Consider the following 20,760-nt stretch of genomic DNA (forward strand, 5'->3'; position numbering starts at 1 on the left):
CTCCGATTCGGTTTTCCCTATCAACTAAGTGGTGTGGCCGGTTCGAGATGATATATGACTCTCCGCACCGACGGGAGGGGTGTTTCTCTACCGTCGCTCGACTCGACATTTTCTGACGACGAAGTGACGATGGTTCTTACTAGATGCGGGCTTCTCGTTGACAGAGCGGAGACGCTCGCTCGACTGTACGCCCACCATCGGGATTGGACGGTTGTCGAAGAGAAGTGGATCGAAGAGCGATTCGACGAGCGCAGCACGCGTGGGAGTTCGAAGGGCATTTACCGAGCTCTCAGTTCGCGGTTCAAGACCGCTGGCAGCGAACTTCCCTCTATTGTCCAGCTCCCCTCTGTACTCGACCGGTGTGAGACGGTGCGTGACAAAGCGCAGGTGTTGTATTTCTATTTGCTGGAAGACGACCCCCTCGTGAAGTACACGGTGCATCGATACGTCGACCGCCTGCAGGAGTCCGGTGTCGACGGGCTGGGCTTCGAGCAGGAGACGATAGAGCGCCTCCTGAGCGAGTTCCATTACGAGGACGGGAGCGAGTTTGACTATGCTGAATCGACGACGCGCCGGTGGGGAGAGGGGCTCCGGTCGGTGCTGCGCGATATCGGTGTTCTCGACACACAACAGACCTTGCAGGGACAGATCCCAAACCTCGGGTCGACGCCGTTACTCGTCGCATCAGGCTACTCGTGGGAGATCCACGGCGACGACTGGCTCTCCCAGCCGACCGGCTGGCTCTACCTCTTCCAGTCGGACCAGTACTGGGACGCCCTGGCCGAACGCGTGAGCGACGATCCGAACTGGGAAGGGAGCGGGATTCACGGTGAGTTGCGGCTCCAGCCGGTCGATGACACGTACGGCTGGGCTGAACCGTGGGAGGGCGAAGTGTGACGGACGAGGGCTGGTTCGCTGCCGACGTCGGGAGCGATTTCGAGGAGTCCGTGCGCATCGACCGCGAAGACGACGGGCGGGATCATCGGCTGGAATCGATCGACACCTACCACGTAACGGAGGAGTCCGAGGAGTTCATATCCGACTTCTTCTCACGGCTACTCGGTCGGTCCGAGGATATGCGGTCAGGCGCGAACTACTGGCTCTACGGGTACTACGGGAGCGGAAAGAGCCACCTCCTCAGCGTGCTCCGCGGACTTCTTGACAGCGAATGGCTGCGACAGCGGGACGATGTCTGGGAACGGCTACCCGACGGTCGGTCGCTAGAGACGCTCGAGTCAACGTGGTCATCGATTCACGAGGAATACGAGGTCATTCCGGTCTCGGTGAACCTCCTGAAGCATCAGGGCCAGAAGAAACTGAGCTTCAGCGAGATCGTCCTCCGAAGCGCCCACACGTCGGAACGGCTCACTGGTGCAGAGGGAGGGCTCTCCTCGCAACTCGACGTTGCCTTCTTCGAGGACTGGTACCGGACGACCGACGCGTGGGCCGACCGGACCGCCAACACCCACACGGCACTCCGGGGTACGGTTGACAGCCCCGAGAAGTACAACTGGGAGGACGTGCAGCAGTACAACGCTCTAGCCGACGCCGTTCTCCCGACACTATTCGAGCAGGAGACCGGCACGGCGGATGGTCTAGATGACCTGATGCCGTCGGATCTCGACCCGCAGGCGATGGTCGAGCGCCTCGAACAGTTGCGGAGCGATCGCGAATCGGAACTCGGCCGCCCGGTCAAACTCGTGCTGTTGCTCGACGAGGTCAGTCTCTTCATCGGGACGGATTTCGACCGCCTCACCGAGTTGCAGACGCTCGCGGAGAGCGTCGACGAGACCGGCGACGGCGACATCCAACTGGTGGCGACAGCACAGGCCAAAATCGAGGACGTCCAGCCGCAGTTCGCGGCTCGCGGGGCCGACTTCAGCATCGTCAAGGACCGGTTCCCGCATCGGTTTGGCCTGCCGAGCCGACACGTCGGCGAAATATCGACGCAACGGCTACTCAAAAAGTCGGAAGCCGGGAGGGAGGACACGGAGCGCGTCCTCGACCGTACCAGCAACGAGCCCGAGACACTGCTCGTGTACTCCGGTATCGAACAGAACACCGAACCGCCGCTCGACAACATCGATCGCGAGCGTCTCATCGAGTTCTATCCGTTCCTCCCGTATCAGCCACCGCTGTTTCTCGAAATTCTCTCGAACCTCCGGCAGGAGGCCCACGATCCGGCGAAGTCGATTTTCTCGGGAACCGCACGGGCGATTCTGGCCCTCGTTCACGGCCTCCTGCAAGAGTGGCTAGAGGCCGGCGACGAGACTCACGTCATTTCGCTTGTCGACTTCTACGACCTCATCGAGCCGGAACTCGATGACATTACGCCACAGGACGTGGGAGTCATCGAGGAGATCGAGGAACAACACGAGGCAGGCGAACTGGAGGAGATCGACGTGGCTGTCGCGAAGGCCGTGTTGCTCCTCCAGCACATCCCGGACACGATTCCGATGTCCGAGCGGAATCTCGCAGTCGCCGTGTTGAGCGACCTCGACGGCCCGACTCAGTTCCAGATGGAGAACCGCGTCGAGGACTCGCTCCAGCGGCTTCGGAAATTCATCCGTCCGACGCACGACGAAACCGGGCCGAAGTACGCGTTCACGCATCCGGAAGAGCGCGAGATCATCGAAGCCGCAGAGCGGAACCTCGACAACCCGGACTGGCAGTCCATCATCGAAGCCGTGGACGGGTATCTCTGTGACGACATCGTGCGTGACCTCTCGCTCCCGACGTCGGCCGAGTACGGAGAGACTGGCGAGCAGTACCCCGTTCGCTACGGGTTCAGTATCGACGGGATAGAACTCGACACGACCGTCGACGCTGCGGACGCACTCGATGTCGAGGTCGCCGTCAGAGGTATTTCACCTGCGGCGACAGACGTCGACCACGACGGCGACCCGCTCGAATGGACGATCGGTCAAGACGGGCTCGACGACCTCCGAGATAGCCTCATCGAGTGGTGGTCGCTCAGAGATGCCGTCGGAGACCACACGCTCCCACAGTCTGTCGAACGAGATCTCTCCGATCGCGCGGCTCGCGTTCAGAGCAAGCTCGTCGGGGCTCTCGATAGCGGGGCATTCGACGTCAAGGATCGCGGCGACCAGATCGGGGGCATGGGCTCGGGAGTCGAGGAGTATCTCGACGTCACCTATCCCGACGACTTCCATCCCGTAATGTTGCAGGTCGGGGACGAACACTTACAGGAGCTCCAGGGACTCTCCGCCCAGGACCCGCTCCCTGCGTGGGCCCGGCAGATCGATGTCGCGACAGAAGACCCCGAAACGCACGGCGGGTCGATCCAGAACAACGTACGCGCCTTCACCGGCCGACAGTTGAAGCAACGCGGCGGGAACCTCGCGATGGCGACGATCCTCGACGGCATCGTGAAGAAGAAGCCGATCTACGAGGACGCTCGCCCGGCGCTGTGTGCGATTATCTGGGGGCTCTGCCGGAAGGGGGACTTCCTGCCCGTCGACGAAACGGGCGACTCCCTCGAACTCGACGCCGTCATCGACCTCAACAAACTGACGACGACGCGTCTCAAGATCGCGGGGAGTGGCGGTGTCCGAGGGATTCTCCGCGAGGGCGGCTTCATCGACTCGACGGAGACCATACCGGACGGAATCGTCAGGCTCCAGTCCGCGAACGACACGCTCGCGGGTCGACTCGGGAGTCTCGTAGAAGACGTCAAACTGGTCGCCGAGAGTGACATCCAAACGCGAGCCGTTCGCACCCTCCTCGAGTCGTTCGTGGGGGCGCTCGAAGCCGAGCAGCAGAGCGCTATCGACCGAAGAGAGGCCGTCAAGTCACGCGATACCGACTGGGCGGCAGTCGTCGAAGCAACCAACGACGCACAGGGATGGTACGACGACGCCGAGGAGGTGTGGAATTTGCGCCTGCCCGCGCTCACACGAATCGACGCGCAGCTAACGCTCGCCCAGCAGTCGTACGACTGGCTGACCGAGGAGTGTGACACGGCCAGCCAGACGCTCCGTGGGAGTATCGACGGTTACGAGGGCGAGTGGTGGACACACGATGGGTGGGATCGGTTCAACGACGCCCAAACCACCGCACCGGCGCTCGACGACGCGATCGGGACCGCGTGGGACTCGTTCCGAGAAGAAACCGGGGTCGATGCGTTCGTCGACGAGTTACAGGCGCATCCGTGGATCCAGCCCCTGAGAGAGTTCGAATCGAACGTTCGGCCGGCTTTCGAGAGTGAATACATCACACCGCTCCGCCGCGCCGCATCGTGGTACGCTGACGTCTCGAACGCAGTGTCGACGGTGACTGGCGGAACGACCAACGCCGAAGCTGACGACTTCATTCGGGCAACGAACGCACTCCTCGACAGCGACCCTCTCGCCGTGGTTGCCGGTAGCGACATCGGCGATTTACGAGCGACGTTCGAAGAGCTACAGACACTCGTTGGGGAGCAGTCTCCCGCGGACGTCACGGCGATCGGGGTGCTCCCGTCGGATCGCGAATCGCTTGACTCCGAACTGGAACGGCTCGTCGAACACCACGAACTCAGTGTCGAACGGACTGAAACGGGGGTTATTATCCGATGACGACAAAACGTCCCTTCCGGGACTTCACGGATCGGATCGCACAGTTCGCCGACGGGCGACGCGGCATCCGAAACCCGTTCGTCATCGTTCCCGTCCAGCCGAAGTACGAGCGACGCGTCGCCGAACGGCTCACCGAGTGGGCGACGAACCCGCATCGAACCGAGGAGTTCCCGGACGACGGAACCGTCCAGATCCTCCGGTTAGACGAGGTGTTCGTCGAAACAGAAGTCTTCGAACTCGCAGTTGACCTCGGGAAGCACAGCCAACCAGCGACGATCACCGAAACGATGCAAGACCGGCTAGCGGAAGAACTGGTCGGGATTATGCTCGATAGGATCGAGGCACCAGGTGAGCAGCGACACGTCGTTCTCCTCACGCACCTCGGGAGCCTCTACCCGTTCACGCGTGCGTCGGAACTCCTCGACGAACTCGACCGTCGCAACGTCCAGTCGACTATCGGCATTCCGTTCCCCGGAGATATCGTCGGTGGGAAGCTGAGTTTCTTCGGCGAGGAATCGCGTAACTACTACCCGGCCCACCAGATCGAAGGCCGGGTTGAGGGGGTGCATCTCCAATGAGCGACACACACATTCACGACATCTTCCAGCAATCACCGACTCGCGAACTCGAAGAGGTCCAGAAGGTAAACGCCAGAGCGCAGGCCGAAAACGACGTTCGCGAGTTCTACGAGACCGACAGCGCTCGCGACGTGCTGACCACGCTGGGGGACCTCGTCGACAAGTATCCACACGAGCAACCGCGTTTCCTCTACATCTCCGCGACGTTCGGGTCGGGGAAGACACACCTCCTGAAACTCATCGGCTTCGCCGCCGATACCGAATCGGAGTTCACCGATCTCGGCGAAGAGTTGGCGAACAGGTGGCCGGGGTTCCAGTCGTTCCGACAGAGCGTCGCTGACTCGCACGTCGACCGGCTGAAACCCGTGTTCCTGAACCTCCTCAACCGGGACGCAGCACAGGAGCCGCCGCTCCCGTATCTCATCTACGAGGCGATCGGCCGCGAACTCGGCTATCCGACTGATCCGAACTGGCTGCTCGAGTGGGCGTGGCAGCTCGACATGAACCACGGTGACTGCTGGGAGCGGCTACAGCAAGTCGAGCACGACGGCCAGACGTTCGAGGATGTGTACGACGAGCGGGCGTCGCTGCGGAGCTGGCTCTACGACGCCGTTCCGACGCTCGATGACTCGCCGTTCGCGTCTCGGGCGGAGGTCAAGCAGTCGATCGACGACGCCATCGAGGAGGTCGATCCCGGTGAGTTCGACTCCGCCGATCTCGTCGAGCGCATCGAAGCGGCGCAAGCGTCGCTGAGCACGCCGGAGACCGAGACGGAGTTGCTGATCGGGCTCGACGAGGTGGCTCTGTTCATCGGCGATGGCCGCCATCGCTACAGGGAGTTCCAGGAGACGATGGAAGCGCTGACCGAGCTCGGCGTCGGGCCTAACCCGCCGGTCATCGGGACTGGACAGTATCCGATCGAGCGTATTCACGGTGAGTTCGACGATACGGAAGTCACGGAGCAACCGTGGTACGGTGCCCAGGAACCGTTGGAGGGTGCCGACACCGAGATCATCGTCCGGAAACGGTGGCTGCAGAAGGATGTCGAGGGCGGACAGGCCGTCGAGACCGCACTCCGGGAGATGCCCGACCTGACACTCGACGCATACACAGATATCGCCGGGGCCGATCCGGACGCAGTCGAGTCGTACCCGTTCCGGGAGTACGACCTCGGGTTGCTCCGGACGGTGATTCAGCAACTGATGCCGCGGGGACGCGTGACCGAAGAGGAGTACGTGCAGGGTCGGGCGTTGCTCATCCTCGTCCGCTCGCTGTTCACGCGGTTCGAGTGGGGCGACAAGCGGGTCGGTGCTCTCGTCACATGGGACGAACTGTACGACCTGCTGGTCGAGGAGACGACGTACGTCCCGCTCTGGGTACAGGAGATGGTCGAGAACAAGCTCGTCCCCTCGGCGGGCGGCGACGAGAACGCGTTCTCAGTTCGGGTGGCAAAGGCGCTGTACCTGCTGAATCAGGTTCGGTCCGCGGTGCCGTCGACGCCGGCGAACCTCGCCCGACTGATGGTCACGTCGACCGACGAGTCGTTCGAATCCGTCCGAAGCGATGTCGAATCGGCGCTGTCTGCCCTCCTCAAGGATCGGAAGGTGCTGACGGAGACGAACGACCGCGGCGACGAGGAGTACCTGCTGGTCTCCGAGGAACAGGAGGACATCCTGACGCGGGCGAAGACTCGCGCACAGCAGATTCCGTCGCATCGGCTGTCGGCCAAGTTGGAGAACTCCATCCGGGAGGGCAGCGATCGCTTGCTCTCTGCTGGCAGTCGACACGAGGTGGATTTCGAGGGAGAGCGCAAAGTCCCGCTCCGGTTCGGCTACTCCGTCCTAGACCCGATCGAGCAAGCACCGACGCCGGAGTTCGACGCCGTTCGTGTGCGCTTGGTCGCGAACCGCGACGCCGAGATCAGCGACCAGGTTACTGCGTGGCAGGCAACAAACGAGGGCCGTGACGGTGGTGAGCATATCCTCGTCGCCGTCAGTCTACAGCAATCGACAATCGACCGCCTGCGGGACGTGATGGGGATGCAGGAAGTGCTCTCCGAAGAGACGGATACCTATCCGGACCTTGAGTCCGATCACCGCGACGAACAGCGGGCACTCGAATCGACGATTCGCGAGCAGCTCAAAGAAGCGGACGTCTACGTCCGGACGGGCGGGACGAGAGGGCGGTACGAGGACGCGTTCGAGCAGGTCGTTCAAACGGAAGTCCAGTCCGTGTTCAGCGGAACGCGGTTCGTCCTGACGAACGGTATCACGGAAGTCGACGACGCCAGGCGGATGGCACAGTTCTTCCGCGGTGTCGCCGACTGGCCGCTCACGAGCGAGGACGCTGTCACGCTCGGGGTGGATACAGACCGCGCCGAACTCGCCGACGGCCGGTGTCAGGAATTCCTCGACGAGTACGCGGACACCCAGTCGCTTCGTGCCGAAGACGTGCTCACCCAGACTGTCCAGCGCGGCGGCGCGTATCGCGGGACGCCCCAGGAGTCGATCTCGGCACTGCTGACCACGCTCGCTACGGCCAACGAGATCGCACTCCGGCGGGACGACGAGTACATTACCGAACCGGAGGAGATCGGACGGGCGGTCAGAAACAAGACGAACCTGACCGAGATACAGATCCGCTTCGAGTCGATAGGCAAGATCGATCCAGAGCAGATTCGGGACACCGTCGAGACGCTGATCGGCGATGAGCCGGACGGGACCGACCCTGACGCGTGGCTCTCTGCGTTAGCCGAGTGGGTTGACGAGAACAGCGTGCTGGTGAAACGCGTCCTGCGAGGTGTCAGCAGGGAGTTCGGCGACGGCGCTTCGCTGGACGAACTCGAAACGGCGCTCCAGCCCGCACTCGGGGCGAATCGCTCGAAACGGATGCGTTCGCGTCCGAGACGGTCGAACGGCAGTCCGAGCGGTTCGCTCGGGCCAGCGGGCTCTTCCAGCCGAGCGAAGACGGCCAGTCCCTCTGGGAGCAGTTCAGCCAGCGGACAGTGGAGATGAAGCGGCGCTACCCCGGTCCGGACATTACGGGGGAGATGCAAGCAGTCATCGGCGGGGACGAAGTGCCAGATGCCGACCGGCTTCGAGCACTACTCGAAGAAGCTGACACGCACAGGCGTACCGTCGTCCGTGCGCAGTACGAACGCATCACGGGCGGACCGCCGACGGACGAGGAGCCCGAGAGCGTGGTGTCCAGTCTCGCGACGTGGCTCTACGCACACGACGGGAGCAGCAAGGAAACCGCGGACCGCGTCGCCGTCGAATTCGACGGCGTAACCATCGACGACCTCTACGATCTCTTCGAGACGGCGTGGCGGGGTGACTCGTTCTCCGAGGAAGCCCTCGTCGACCCGGCGGTCGTCCAGCAGGCCAAGCGGTACGAGCGGGCACGGCGACTCCTCGAAGCATCCGGTGGCGAGGCCTCGCTCTGGTCGCAACTCCGCGACGCGTCGGAACGACTCGCGGAAGACCATCCGAATCACCCAGTCACGGCCGACGTGAGCGAGATGCTCAGCCGGTCGCAGCCGCCGAGTGTCGACGATGTAGAGCAACTCCTCGATGCGGCAGAGAACCCGTTCACGGTCGACGAGCGGCTTGCGGAACTCGCCGCGGAACTGCAGTCCGAGCACCCCGATCACGACATCACCGACGAGATTGTCGATGCAGCAGCGGGTACCCGCTCGCCGAGTGAGGAACGAGTGGGTGAATTGATCGAAGAAGCTGAACAGGTGCTTGCGGGCGTAGACGAGCAGTTGCGGCGGATTCAGGAGACGATGGATGACCTACCGGATGGCGCTGTCGTGTTGATCGAGCCGCTCGACTGACACACCGGCGTTGCAAAACGCCGAACTCATTTATGTTCGATTCGTAATTACGCAACATAACGACGTTATCGCGGTTGAAACGACGTGCTTGTCCGAAATCGCACTCATCGTTTACTGGTGGCTCCAAAGGATTATCATGCGTCTGTGATACTATCTCGACATCATGCTTAGAATCCGCTATTCTCGGCCATTTCCAGAGCTTTCATCAGCACAATAAGGATGAGCGCGATGATCGAGAAGAACCCTGCAAGCTCAAAGAGCGCCATCGGGTTCTCTACGAACCACCAGAAGATTGGTTCGAGAAACTCGATCCCGTAGAAGTCCGCAAGTATCTTCGATATCACGGCACCGAAGACGGCTATCAACAGTAGATACAGGAAGTACCGAAGCTTCCGAGGGCCGGCGAAGGCATCTACCATACCTCAGCTTCCACATTTTGGCATAAATGCTTCGTGGAGGGTTACCCCCGTCGGCCTATCTCCGAGTGCTAATCCAACCGCCGTCCGAGAGATCGAGGGACAATCTTCAAGACATCGCAATGGCTCTGCTTGAAACATCACGGATTCTCGTATGGACGGACAATCTACCCACCCCCGCAAGGCCCAGCTCGACAAGGAAGAACGCGAGCATCTCGAAGCCGTCGTCACCGAGATGCGCGACCGGGTCGAGGCGAACGTTCGCTACCAGCTCGAAGACGAGTACGGCCTCGACGAGAAGCCGGACACCGTCGGAGCAAGCTCCGGCGAGCCCGCCCCCGCTGACGCTCGCGAGGACGGCGACGCGTCCCTGAGCGAGACGCAGGAAAACCTGGTCGAGGCTATCGAACTCGAAGCCGCCGACGGCCACGATTGGGAGGCCGCTCACGAGCAGTATATCACGGGCGTCGGCTACACTATCGTCAACCGTCTGGCGGCGCTCCGATGTATGGAGGTTCGGGACTTCATCGACGACGAAGTCACGTCGTTCCGCGACGACGGCCTCACGCCGGCCGCTGACCGGTTGGTTACCGAGGAGTTCATGCTGGAGGAGGAAGCCGTCCTCGAAGCCTATCGGAACGAATGCGACGCCCTCGCTGATGAAATAGAGATCCTCTTCGACCGCTCGACCGCCTACAGCCTGATCGACCCCGACGACGACACCTACGAAGATCTCTGTGGGATGCTGGACAAGGTCTCCGACGAGGTCTGGCGGGCCGACGACGTGCTGGGGTGGGTCTACGAGTACTACAACCGTCCTGTTGTCGAGGCGCTCGACGCGAAGAACACGCTCGAACCGGAGGACGTGGGACCGGCGAACCAGTTCTATACACCGCACTGGGTCGTCCGGATGCTCACCGATAACTCCCTCGGCAAACTCTATCTCGAAGCCACGGGACAGGAGTCAGCAGTACCGGAGCCCGAGGCACTCAGTCCAGAGGAACGCAAGGAACGCTTGGTCACGCCGGAGGACAGCCCGTCGGTTCCCGAACTCTGTACGTACCTCATCCCTGACGAGGAGGCTGGCGACGCACCGGAGTTCGACCACCCCTCGGAACTGCGGGTCATCGACCCGGCCTGTGGGAGCGGCCATTTCCTCCTCTATGCGTTCGACGTATTGGAGCGCATCTGGTGGGCCGAAACCGATCTCGACCGCGCCGAGATCCCGGCGAAGGTGCTGGAGCACAACCTCTACGGCGTCGACATCGATCTCCGCTCGTGTCAGCTTTCAGCGTTCAATCTCTACTTAAAGGCTCGAACCCGAACCGAGGAGGAAGACGGCCAGTTCGAGATGCCCAACGTCGACATCGTCTGTGCGGACGCCCGCGTGGCAGAGGTCGAGGAAGGCGCAGAAGTGCTGGACGAAATCACCGGCGAAGGGTCTGATCTACGGGAGGTGCTGGGCGAGATCATCGACACGTTCCAGCACACGGAGGCGCTCGGAAGCCTGCTCGACGTGAGCGGGACGCTTGAGGAGGTGTTCGAAAGCGGGCAGACTGGCCTCTCGGACTGGGGCGACGGGACCCACCAATCGCTGAACTCGTTCCTAAAGGCACTCCGTGAGGAAGTCGACGAGCGTTCATCTGATTCGTTCGGTGAACAGAACCTCAGGAGCTTCCTGAATCTGCTGGTAGTACTAACGCAGGAGTACGACATTTCGCTGATGAATCCGCCATATGGGGCTCGTGGTCGGATGCCTGACGGTGTTCAAGAGTACGTAGAAGAGAACTACGAGTACACGACTGAATATTATATCAACTTCTTCGAAGCTTGCGATCGGCTCGTTCAAGCGGATGGTCGTATCGGGATGCTAGTGCCGCATTCATTTATGTTCAACAAGTCTTTCCAGTCTTTCCGTGAGGACTTCGTTGGAAGCCGCGGTGCGTTCGACTTCTTTTCTGAGTTCGGTTATGACATCCTCGATAACGCAACTGTCGGAACCGTTGGAACTGTCGTTCGGTCGGAAAGTGATAGTGGGCAGACGGGGACGTTTATTCGCCTGCCAGACGTAGAGAAAGGGGAGAAAGAACCCACGTTCCTTGACGCAGCATTCAAACGAAGAACCGATGTGAAGCGGCTTTATTCGCGAGATTTGTCGGAATTCGAGATGATTCCCGGAACGCCGCTCTCCTACTGGGTGCCGAAAGAACTTCGCCAGCTATACGAATCCGAAACCGTCCTTGATTCGGAGAATGCGGGTTTAGACAGACAAAGTCTTGGATCAATAAAAATCGGGCTGCAAACCGGTGATGACGGCCGTTTCACGAGAGCATTTTGGGAGCAAGATGAGGAAGGGTGGCTCCCTCTGGCGAAAGGTGGTCAGGACTCTTGGCTACTCCCGAGAGTCAAAGCAGTTGTCAACTGGTCAAACGACGGAAAGGAGGTGCGTCGATATTCTGGTTCCTATCCCCGTAATATGGGCTTCTACCTGCAGGAGGGGATAACATTTAATCGGGTAAAGCGCTCCGGGAGGCGCTTTGGGTATTTCCATTCTGGATCGATATTTGGGGACAAGGGCCCCGTAGTATTCCCGAAGAGAGAGAAGTGGGCCTCACTATCGTACACCAATAGCCGATTATTCACATATCTGATGCTCGCACAGACAGCAGAGCGAATGTGGGAGGCGGGTCAGGTATCTAAAACGCCTTGGCGCGAAGAGTTGGAAGGAATAGATGCCCTTGAAACACTCTCCAAAGAAGCCGTCGGACATCTCATCTCGAAACGTCAGTATGACTTTATTTCCCCCCACTATAATGGCCCGGTTCTACTGGATACTTTAGGTGTCGATGATCCTCTCCCACAGTATGTCCATCCTCACCGGGAACTCCGGAAAGAACTCGAACTCGATAACACTTCTGAAGATGCGGCACCACCAGACTCGCTGAAACAACTCGGGACAGAGGCTGCAAAGCATCTCGAACGCGTCGAACAAAACCTCAAGTCCTGCGCTGACGACATCGACGATGCTGTGTTCAAGTGCTTCGATATTACTGATGAACAGCGCGAAACAGTGCTTCAGGAGATTGCTCTTCGGACTATCGAAGATCCGCGCGAACGAGAACAATATGATCCCGAAACAATCGCAGAGCCTTCCGAAGACTTCCCCGAACAGGTCAAAGACCTCCTCCTCCACTTTACGCTCCGAGCGATCCACGACGCTGACGACGGCATCGTCCCGCTCTCAGAGATCAACGGTAAAGATGACCTTCTGACCCACATCGAAGCCGAGTTCGAACGCATCTGGGGACAGCACGCGACCGACCGCCTCGCAGAAGCCGACGAGGTACTCGGAAACCGGAGCGCGAGCGATGAGGCGTACCCGAACCTCCGTGCGTGGCTCGAAAACGACCTGTTCGAGTACCACGTCTCGAAGTTCGACCGGACGCCGATTCTCTGGCGTTTCTCGACCGAACGACTCGTCTCCGACCCAGCGGGCGAGGGCTTCGGTTGCCTTGTCGACTACCACCAGTTAGACGCCAGCATTTTCGACCGCCTACAGAACCAGTATCTCGAACCGCGGCGAACGTATCTCCGGGAGCGCCAGACAGCGGCAAACAGCCGTCGGAACGACGAATCGCTCTCGACCACTGAGCGAGCCGACGCCGCCGAAGAGTACGAACAGTGCGAGAGCGGCCTCGAACAGCTCAGCGCCTTCGAAGAACAACTTGGCGAACTTTCTGAACCCAACCATCGCGAATGGCCCGACAAGAAGCAAGACCGTGCCGCCGAGGCAGCCGAACGTGTGGCTGCGTTCCGAGAGCGAACCGTTTCGCGTCTGGAAACTCTTGAATCACTCGCCGATCTGGAGGGCGTGGATATGGCAGACCTGTTCAGCCCCTCGTTCTACGAGACTGTACAGGAAAACAAAGACGAGTGGGTCGACGCGCTCGACGACCTGCAGACCGCCTTCGAAGCATACGCCGAGGATGGTTCCGAACCCGTCGAAGCACATCTCTACGACCTCTTCGAGTACTACGACGATCTCGTCGGCTCCTCTCACTACGCGAGCAACGGAATTCTGTTCATGACGTACTACTTCGACCAGTTCGAGGACGCTGGGCAGGCCCAAATCGGGGACGCTGGTGTCTCCGAACGACAACGGCTACTCTCGGAACTCGCGGCCGACGTTGACGAGTACACACAACTGGGCGACAAAATCTCTGACGACTGCGACGAGATCGCTGCAGACATCCCCAGCGATTGGGCAGACCGAGCGTTGTCGGAAATCACGACCGCCGGCTACCAACCCAACCACAAACACGGCGTCGCGATCAACATCACGCCGCTGGCCGAGCAAGACATCGTCCCCGAAATCGTCGAGGACAAAGTGCTGTAAGTCGGACCCATGAGCAACGAAGTCGAATTCCCGGTCGGGAAAGCGATTCTTGCGATGCTCTGCGGAGCATCGCTGTTCCCGATTAGCTACCCTGTCTCGTACTTTTTCGGGTACCTCGGCGTACTGAGTTGGGACTCCGTCGCGATGTGGGGCTTTCTTGGCCCGATGTTCGTCATCGGTGTCCCAGTCGTGCTGTATGATCTCCCTGAGCGGTTTGCGGAGAAGCTGACCGGGTACTGGCTACTCGTGGCTAGCATCGGGTGGGTGACACTCATCAGTACAATGCAGTTTTTCAATTCAGCCGTCCCAGAGTCACGTATGAATGTCTACGCGATGGGCACGACGTTGCTCATTGTTGTTTCGACTCTCTCGATAGCAGCCTACCTTGACTACACCAACGCACCGGTAGACGAGTATCTCGACGGTCTCCGTCCCAACTGATTATGCAAGCAACGCAAACGCTCCCGAAGCCGCGAAAGACACCATCCGAAACGAATTCGACCGGGCCGAATCAGCGGACCCGATTGTCCTCTGGTGGGACGACGGGAACTACCTCGAAGACGTCATCGAGCAGGCCTGCGACGAACTTGGCGTTCACCTGAAAGTCGCCGAGGAGACGCCGCTGGAACTCCGTGCCAACCCGGTCGACGGCGAACAGGTCTGGTACGTCCCACACGTCAAAGAGCCCGAAGACGCCGAGGGCGACTTCGACTGGTTCCGCGACGTCGAGCACACCGGCGGCGAGGTGGAGATGAGCATCGAAGACCTCACCGTCCACGCCTTCGAGCGCGGGCAACTCGACGCGTGGGAGCTGAAAACCACGACGCGGTCGGACGACCCCGCAAAGCGCCGCGAGATCGCGCGGATTCTCCACGACCAGCTCACCGGCGGCCAGCTCCCGACGCTCGAACAGCTCCGCACGCGGATCGTCACCGGCGGCTACACCGACCCGGTCGCGTTCGTGCTGGAGAACGGCTGGGGCGACATCGACGACAGCCCCGGAACCATCGAGCAGATGCAGGACTTGCTGACCAGCGAGGGCGTCGACGCGGTCGCCAGCGAGGACGAACCCGCGGGGATCGTCGCGGCGACGCGTCGATGGGCCGTCGCCGAGTGGCTGATCCACGCCGGTGTCGACGCCGAACGGTTCCCGACGGAGTGCCGCGCCGAGACGGCCGGCGATCACGACCTCCCCGAACTCAAGTCGCTGTTGAACAACACCACCTCGGCCGGTCTCCTCGCCGACCGCTACCTCGGCGAAGCGACCTGGCCCGATGTCGTCGCGGACGTCGACGACCCGTGGGACCTCGCGGACTGTCTCGTCGACGCCGCGCTCGAACGGCGACTCTGGGAGGAGTGGCACGCGTCCTTCGACGCCGGCGACTACGAGACGTGTCTCACGCGCGCGGCGGAGCGCTACGACGCCCTCCTTGGCAGCGAGGACTTCCGGGGCACCTACCGCGGTGCCTACGGCCCGGACAGTCCGTGGACGCAGACGTGGGAGCAGGCCGCGGAGGTCGCCCGCCTCGCACACCAACTCGAGACGTGGGACGAGGGGGCCACCGACGACGTCGTCTCGCTGTACGCCGACCCGGACGACGGAACGTGGCAGATCGACAACGCGATGCTCAACCTCGTCGTCGCCGGCGCGCCCGAGTCCGACCTCCCTGCCGACCACCCTGCCGTCGCTACCCTCGACGACCTCCGCACCCAGCTCCAGTCGGAATACGTCGAGTACCTCGAAGCCCTCGGCGACCGCGTCACCGAAACTGTCGAGGCCGGCGCTCCGTTCGTCGACGAGGACCACTCCTATCAGTTCTTCACGAAGGAGTCCGCCGGCCTCGAAAGCGGCCAGACGGTCGCACTGTTCGTCATCGACGCCCTCCGACTCGACCTCGCGCGCCGGCTCGCGGACGAGTTGCGCGACTACGTGGCGACGCTCCCGGCCGACGCCCCCGAGTTCGCCGTCGACGAAGACGTCTGGCTCGGGACGCTGCCCTCGGAGACCGAGTTCGGGAAGGCCGCACTCACGCCGGGAGAGATCCAGATGTTCGACGTCTCGCTGGTCGACGGCGAGTTACAGCCCCTTCGAAACAACCGAAAGGTGAACACGAACCGGCGGAACTCGCTGTTGGGCGGCGACGGCTGGACGGTCACTCGCGACACCGAGGACGGCTGGCAGTCGACGCGCGTCGCCTACTTCAAAAACGACCTCGACGACATCGGCGAGAAGGAACTCAGCGACCTCGAGGCGATGCTGGCCCGACGCGTCGACTCGCTCGCGGAGTTCATCGGGACGAAGCTCGAACAGGGAGAGTGGGACCAGGCCTACGTGCTGACCGACCACGGGTTCGTCCTGCTCCCGGACAGCGCGTCGCCGGAGAAGATTTCTCGGCCAGCGGAAGCGTCCGACTCCGGACGCCGATGGATCGCTGGGGAGGACGTGGACGAGGATTCGCCCGGCGTGTTACTCGACTCCAGCTCCCGGCTGGGGTATCTCGATGCCAACGTCAGCGTCCTGGCGAGCCCGCTCAAGCGGTTCAAAAAGCAGGGCCTCGGGGACGCACGGTTCTACCACGGTGGCCTGCTCCCACAGGAGTTCGTGCTCGATTTCATCAGCATCACGCAGGGGTAGCTGTCCTGGTCGAGCCATCGCGATGGGGCAATATTCAAGAGACCACAGTTGTACTGGGAGAATATCACTGACTCTCATATGGATGGGAACGCTCTGGCCCCCCGAAAGGCGCAACTCGACAAGGAAGAGCGCGAACACCTGGAAGCGGTCGTCACCGAGATGCGAGACCGTATCGAGGCGAACGTTCGCTACCAGCTCGAAGCGTCTGATCTGGCAGACCGTCCTGATGACGCGTCCCTGAGCGAGACGCAGGAAACCCTCGTGGAAGCTATCGAACTCGAAGCCGCCGATGGCCACAACTGGGAGGAGGCCCACGAGCAGTACATTACGGGCGTCGGCTACACGGTCGTCAATCGGCTGGCCGCGCTTCGCTGCATGGAGGTCCGGGACTTCATCGACGACGAAGTGACGGCCTTCCGTGACGACGGCCTCACACCGGCCGCTGACCGGCTTGTCACCGAGGAGTTCATGCTGGAGGAGGAGGCCGTCCTCGAAGCCTATCGGAACGCGTGCGACAAACTGGCCGCGGAGATCGAGATCCTCTTCGACCGCTCGACCGCCTACAGCCAGATCGACCCCGACGACGACACCTACGAAGATCTCTGCGGAATGCTGGACGAGGTACCCGACGAGGTCTGGCGGGCTGACGACGTGCTGGGCTGGGTGTACGAGTACTACAACCGCCCGGTCGTCGAAGCGCTCGACGCGAAGAACACGCTCGAACCGGAGGACGTGGGACCGGCGAACCAGTTCTACACGCCCCATTGGGTCGTCCGGATGCTCACCGACAACTCGCTCGGGAAGCTCTATCTCGAAGCCACGGGACAGGAAGACGCCGTTCCGCAGCCGGACGCACTCAGCCCGAAGAGCGAAAAGAGCGCTTGGTCACGCCGGAGGACAGCCCGTCCGTTCCCGAACTCTGTACGTACCTTATCCCTGACGAGGAGGCCGGCGATGCACCGGAGTTCGATCATCCGTCGGAACTGCGGGTCATCGACCCGGCCTGTGGGAGCGGCCATTTCCTCCTCTATGCGTTCGACGTACTGGAGCGCATCTGGTGGGCCGAAACCGATCTCGACCGCGCCGAGATTCCGGCGAAGGTGCTGGAGCACAACCTCTACGGCGTCGACATCGACCTGCGCTCGTGTCAGCTCTCGGCGTTCAATCTGTATCTGAAGGCCAGAACACGTACCGAAGCGGAAGACGGCCAGTTCGAGATGCCCAGCGTCGACATCGTCTGTGCGGACGCCCGCGTGGCGGACGTCGAGGAAGGCGCAGAAGTGCTGGACGACATTACCGGCGAGGGAACGGACCTGCGTGCTGCGCTGGGAGAGATCATCGACACGTTCCAGCACACGGAAGCCCTCGGGAGCCTGCTGGACGTGAGCGGGACGCTCGAAGACGTGTTCGAGAGCGGTCAGACGGACCTCTCGGACTGGGGCGACGGAACACACCAGTCGCTGAACTCCTTCTTGAAGGCACTTCGAGAAGCCGTTGGTGAGCGCTCGTCAGATTCGTTCGGCGAACAGAACCTCAAGAGTTTCCTGAATCTGCTGGTAGTGTTAAGCCAATCGTACGACGTGGCGCTTATGAACCCGCCGTATGGTTCGGGGGGACGAATGCCGGACACCGTGCAGGAATACGTCGAAGAGAACGAGAATTACAAATATACGACGGAGTACTACATCAACTTCTTCGAGGCGTGTGATCGGCTGGCCAAAGCCGACGGACGCACGGGGATGCTCGTTCCGTGGTCGTTCATGTTCAACAAGTCCTTCCAGACCTTCCGGGAGGATTTCGTCGGTGGGAGAGGTGCGTTCGACTTCTTCTCAGAGTTCGGGTACGACATCCTCGACAACGCGACCGTCGGCACTGTCGGGACAGTTGTTCGCTCCGAGGCAGACAGCGGGCAGACAGGGACGTTCATCCGCCTCCCGGATGTTGCAAAGGGTGAGAAGGAAGGGGAATTCATCCGCGCGTCTTTCGAGGGTTCTGAAACCGGTGTCAAGCGACTCTATCACCGAGACCTGTCCGAGTTTGCGATGGTTCCCGGCACGCCGCTTTCTTATTGGGTGCCACGAGGCCTGCGAAGCATCTATCAGTCCGATACCGTTCTCGACGCGGATAATGCGGGCTTAGAGGACCGGGAGACGCTTGGAGACATCAAACAGGGTACCGCAACCGCAGACGATTCCCGGTTCGTGCATAAGTTCTGGGAAGACAGGGGCGCTGAATGGGTGCCGTTTGCGAAGGGGGGCGCTGATGCGTGGCTTTTGCCTCGAATAAAGAACACCCTCCTCTGGGGAGAAGACGGGACGGAAGTCGATAGATACCCCAAATCCTACCCCCGCAATACAGACGCCTACTTCAACGAATCATTAACGTACACCGTCGCAAAGCGAAGCGGTCGGAGGTTCGGGTATCTCCACGATTCGTCCGTCTTCGGTCACAAGGGCTCGGTTCTGATTCCGGATCGGGCTATCTGGAACGCCCTCTCGTACACGAATAGCCATCTATTCACGTATCTGATGCTTGCACAGACCTCCGAGCGAATGTGGGAAGTCGGGTTCGTCTCGAAAGTCCCGTGGCGGACAGAACTCGAAGAGATCGACGAACTGGCAACCCTCGCCCGGGAAGCCGTCGGGCACCTCATCTCGAAGCGGCAGTACGACTTCGTGTCGCCGCATTACGATGGGCCTGTCCTGCTCGATGCACTCGGTGTCGATGACCCGCTACCGCAGTACGATCATCCACACCGCGAGCTTCGGGACGAACTTTCGCTCGATAGCCCGACACAAACTGTGTCCACGGCAGACTCGCTCAATCAGGTCGGAACTGCCGCCGCGAAACACTTGGCGCGAGTCGAGCAAACCCTCCAGTCCTGTGCGAACGACATCGACGATGCCGTCTTCGATTGCTTCGACATCACCGACGGGCAGCGCGAGACGATCCTTCAGGAGATCGCGCTCCGAACTATCGAAGATCCACGCGAACAGGAAGTGTATGCTCCAGCGGCCATCTCAGAGCCGTCTAGCGACTTCCCGGAACAGGTCAAAGACCTCCTTCTCCACTTCACGCTCCGAGCGATCAACGACACCGATGACGGCATTATCCCGCTTTCCGAAATCGACGGCACGGACGACCTTCTGACCCACATCGAGGCGGAGTTCGAACGTGTCTGGGGCGAGCACGCGACCGACCGCCTCGCGGAAGCCGACGCGGTACTCGGGAACCGCAACGCGAGCGACGAAGCGTACCCGAACCTTCGGGCGTGGCTCGAAAACGACCTGTTCGAGTACCACGTCGCGGAGTTCGACCGAACGCCGATCCTCTGGCGGCTTTCGACCGAGCGACTCGTTTCCGACGCCACGGGCGAGGGCTTCGGCTGTCTCGTCGATTACCATCAGTTGGACGCGAGCATCTTCGACCGACTGCAGAACCAGTATCTCGAACCGCGGCGGACGCACCTCCGCGAACGCCAGGCGGCGGCAAACAGCCGTCGGAACGACGAATCGCTCTCGACCACTGAGCGAGCCGACGCCGCCGAAGAGTACGACCAGTGTGAGAGCGCCCTCGAACAGCTCAGCGCGTTCGAAGAACGGCTTGGCGACCTTTCGCAGGCCACCCCGAGTGACTGGCCCAGCGTGAATCAGGAACGCGCGGCCGAGGCGGCCGAACGCGTGGCGGAGTTCCGGGAGCGGACAGCATCACGGCTAGACACTCTCGAAACCCTCGCCGACCTGAAGGACGTAGATATGGCAGACCTGTTCAGTCCCTCGTTCTACGAGACGGTACAGGAGAACAAAGACGAGTGGGTCGATGCGCTCGACGACCTGCAGACCGCCTTCGAGGCATACGCCGAAGACGGCTCAGAACCCGTCGAAGCACATCTCTACGACCTCTTCGAGTACTACGACGATCTCGTCGGCTCCTCCCACTACGCGAGCAACGGGATCCTGTTCATGACGTACTACTTCGAACAGTTCGAGGATGCCGAGCAGTCACAGATCGGAGACACCGGCGTCGCCGAGCGGCAGCGACTGCTCGCAGAACTCGCGGCCGACGTTGACGAGTATCGGCAACTGGCCGACGAAATCGCTGCAAACTGCGACGAGGTTGCGACCGATATCTCCGGCGATTGGGAGGAACGGGCGCTCTCAGAAGTCGTGACCGCAGGCTACCAGCCCACCCACAAACACGGCGTCGCGATCAACATCACGCCGCTCGCCGAGCAAGACATCGTCCCGGAAGTGGTGGCGGACAACGTACTCTGAGGCGGTGGGGAACCGATCTCCGTCAGAGGAGGTGGCTGACAAGGTT

6 protein-coding genes and 3 pseudogenes are annotated in these 20,760 nt (G+C 61.2%); 8 read left to right on the top strand and 1 reads right to left on the bottom strand.

Annotation, left to right across the window (positions count from 1 at the left end):
- The first annotated feature begins 54 nt into the window (after positions 1–54).
- The 4 genes and pseudogenes from Har1131_RS19685 to Har1131_RS19700 all read left to right on the top strand — a co-directional run bounded on the left by Har1131_RS19685 (position 55) and on the right by Har1131_RS19700 (position 8,993).
- Complete coding sequence (locus Har1131_RS19685; RefSeq protein ID WP_151148302.1) at positions 55–897, top strand: DUF1819 family protein; 843 nt, start codon at positions 55–57, stop codon at positions 895–897.
- Entirely contained in the window at positions 894–4,577 is a 3,684-nt protein-coding gene (locus tag Har1131_RS19690; protein ID WP_151148304.1) for a hypothetical protein, read from the top strand. Before Har1131_RS19685 ends, Har1131_RS19690 begins: the two co-directional genes overlap by 4 nt.
- Positions 4,574–5,155 carry a BREX protein BrxB domain-containing protein gene (locus Har1131_RS19695; protein ID WP_014030942.1) on the top strand — a complete coding sequence of 194 codons (582 nt, stop codon included), beginning with the start codon at positions 4,574–4,576 and terminating at the stop codon, positions 5,153–5,155. The genes Har1131_RS19690 and Har1131_RS19695 overlap by 4 nt, the downstream gene beginning before the upstream one ends.
- Positions 5,152–8,993 (top strand): annotated as a pseudogene (locus Har1131_RS19700) (hypothetical protein). Before Har1131_RS19695 ends, Har1131_RS19700 begins: the two are co-directional and overlap by 4 nt.
- A 167-nt stretch (positions 8,994–9,160) precedes the next feature.
- Here Har1131_RS19700 and Har1131_RS19705 read toward each other — a convergent pair.
- Positions 9,161–9,412, bottom strand: a complete 252-nt coding sequence (locus Har1131_RS19705; protein ID WP_044952609.1) for a hypothetical protein — start codon at positions 9,410–9,412, stop codon at positions 9,161–9,163.
- Between the two features lie 151 nt (positions 9,413–9,563).
- Between Har1131_RS19705 and pglX (Har1131_RS19710) the strand changes: the two genes are divergently transcribed.
- From pglX (Har1131_RS19710) to pglX (Har1131_RS19725), 4 genes and pseudogenes are all read left to right on the top strand, one after another.
- Positions 9,564–13,805: a BREX-5 system adenine-specific DNA-methyltransferase PglX gene (pglX, locus tag Har1131_RS19710; RefSeq protein WP_151148306.1), complete on the top strand. Its 4,242-nt coding sequence runs from the start codon at positions 9,564–9,566 to the stop codon at positions 13,803–13,805.
- 9 nt (positions 13,806–13,814) lie between these two features.
- Positions 13,815–14,246 (top strand): hypothetical protein, encoded by a 432-nt coding sequence (locus Har1131_RS19715; protein WP_151148308.1) that lies wholly within the window; start codon positions 13,815–13,817, stop codon positions 14,244–14,246.
- A gap of 2 nt (positions 14,247–14,248) precedes the next feature.
- Positions 14,249–16,440: pseudogene (gene pglZ, locus Har1131_RS19720) on the top strand (BREX-5 system phosphatase PglZ).
- A gap of 78 nt (positions 16,441–16,518) precedes the next feature.
- Positions 16,519–20,714, top strand: a pseudogene (gene pglX / locus Har1131_RS19725) (BREX-5 system adenine-specific DNA-methyltransferase PglX).
- The last annotated feature ends 46 nt before the right edge of the window (positions 20,715–20,760 follow it).

The sequence above is a fragment of the Haloarcula sp. CBA1131 genome (assembly GCF_008728975.1).
GTDB lineage: Archaea > Halobacteriota > Halobacteria > Halobacteriales > Haloarculaceae > Haloarcula > Haloarcula hispanica.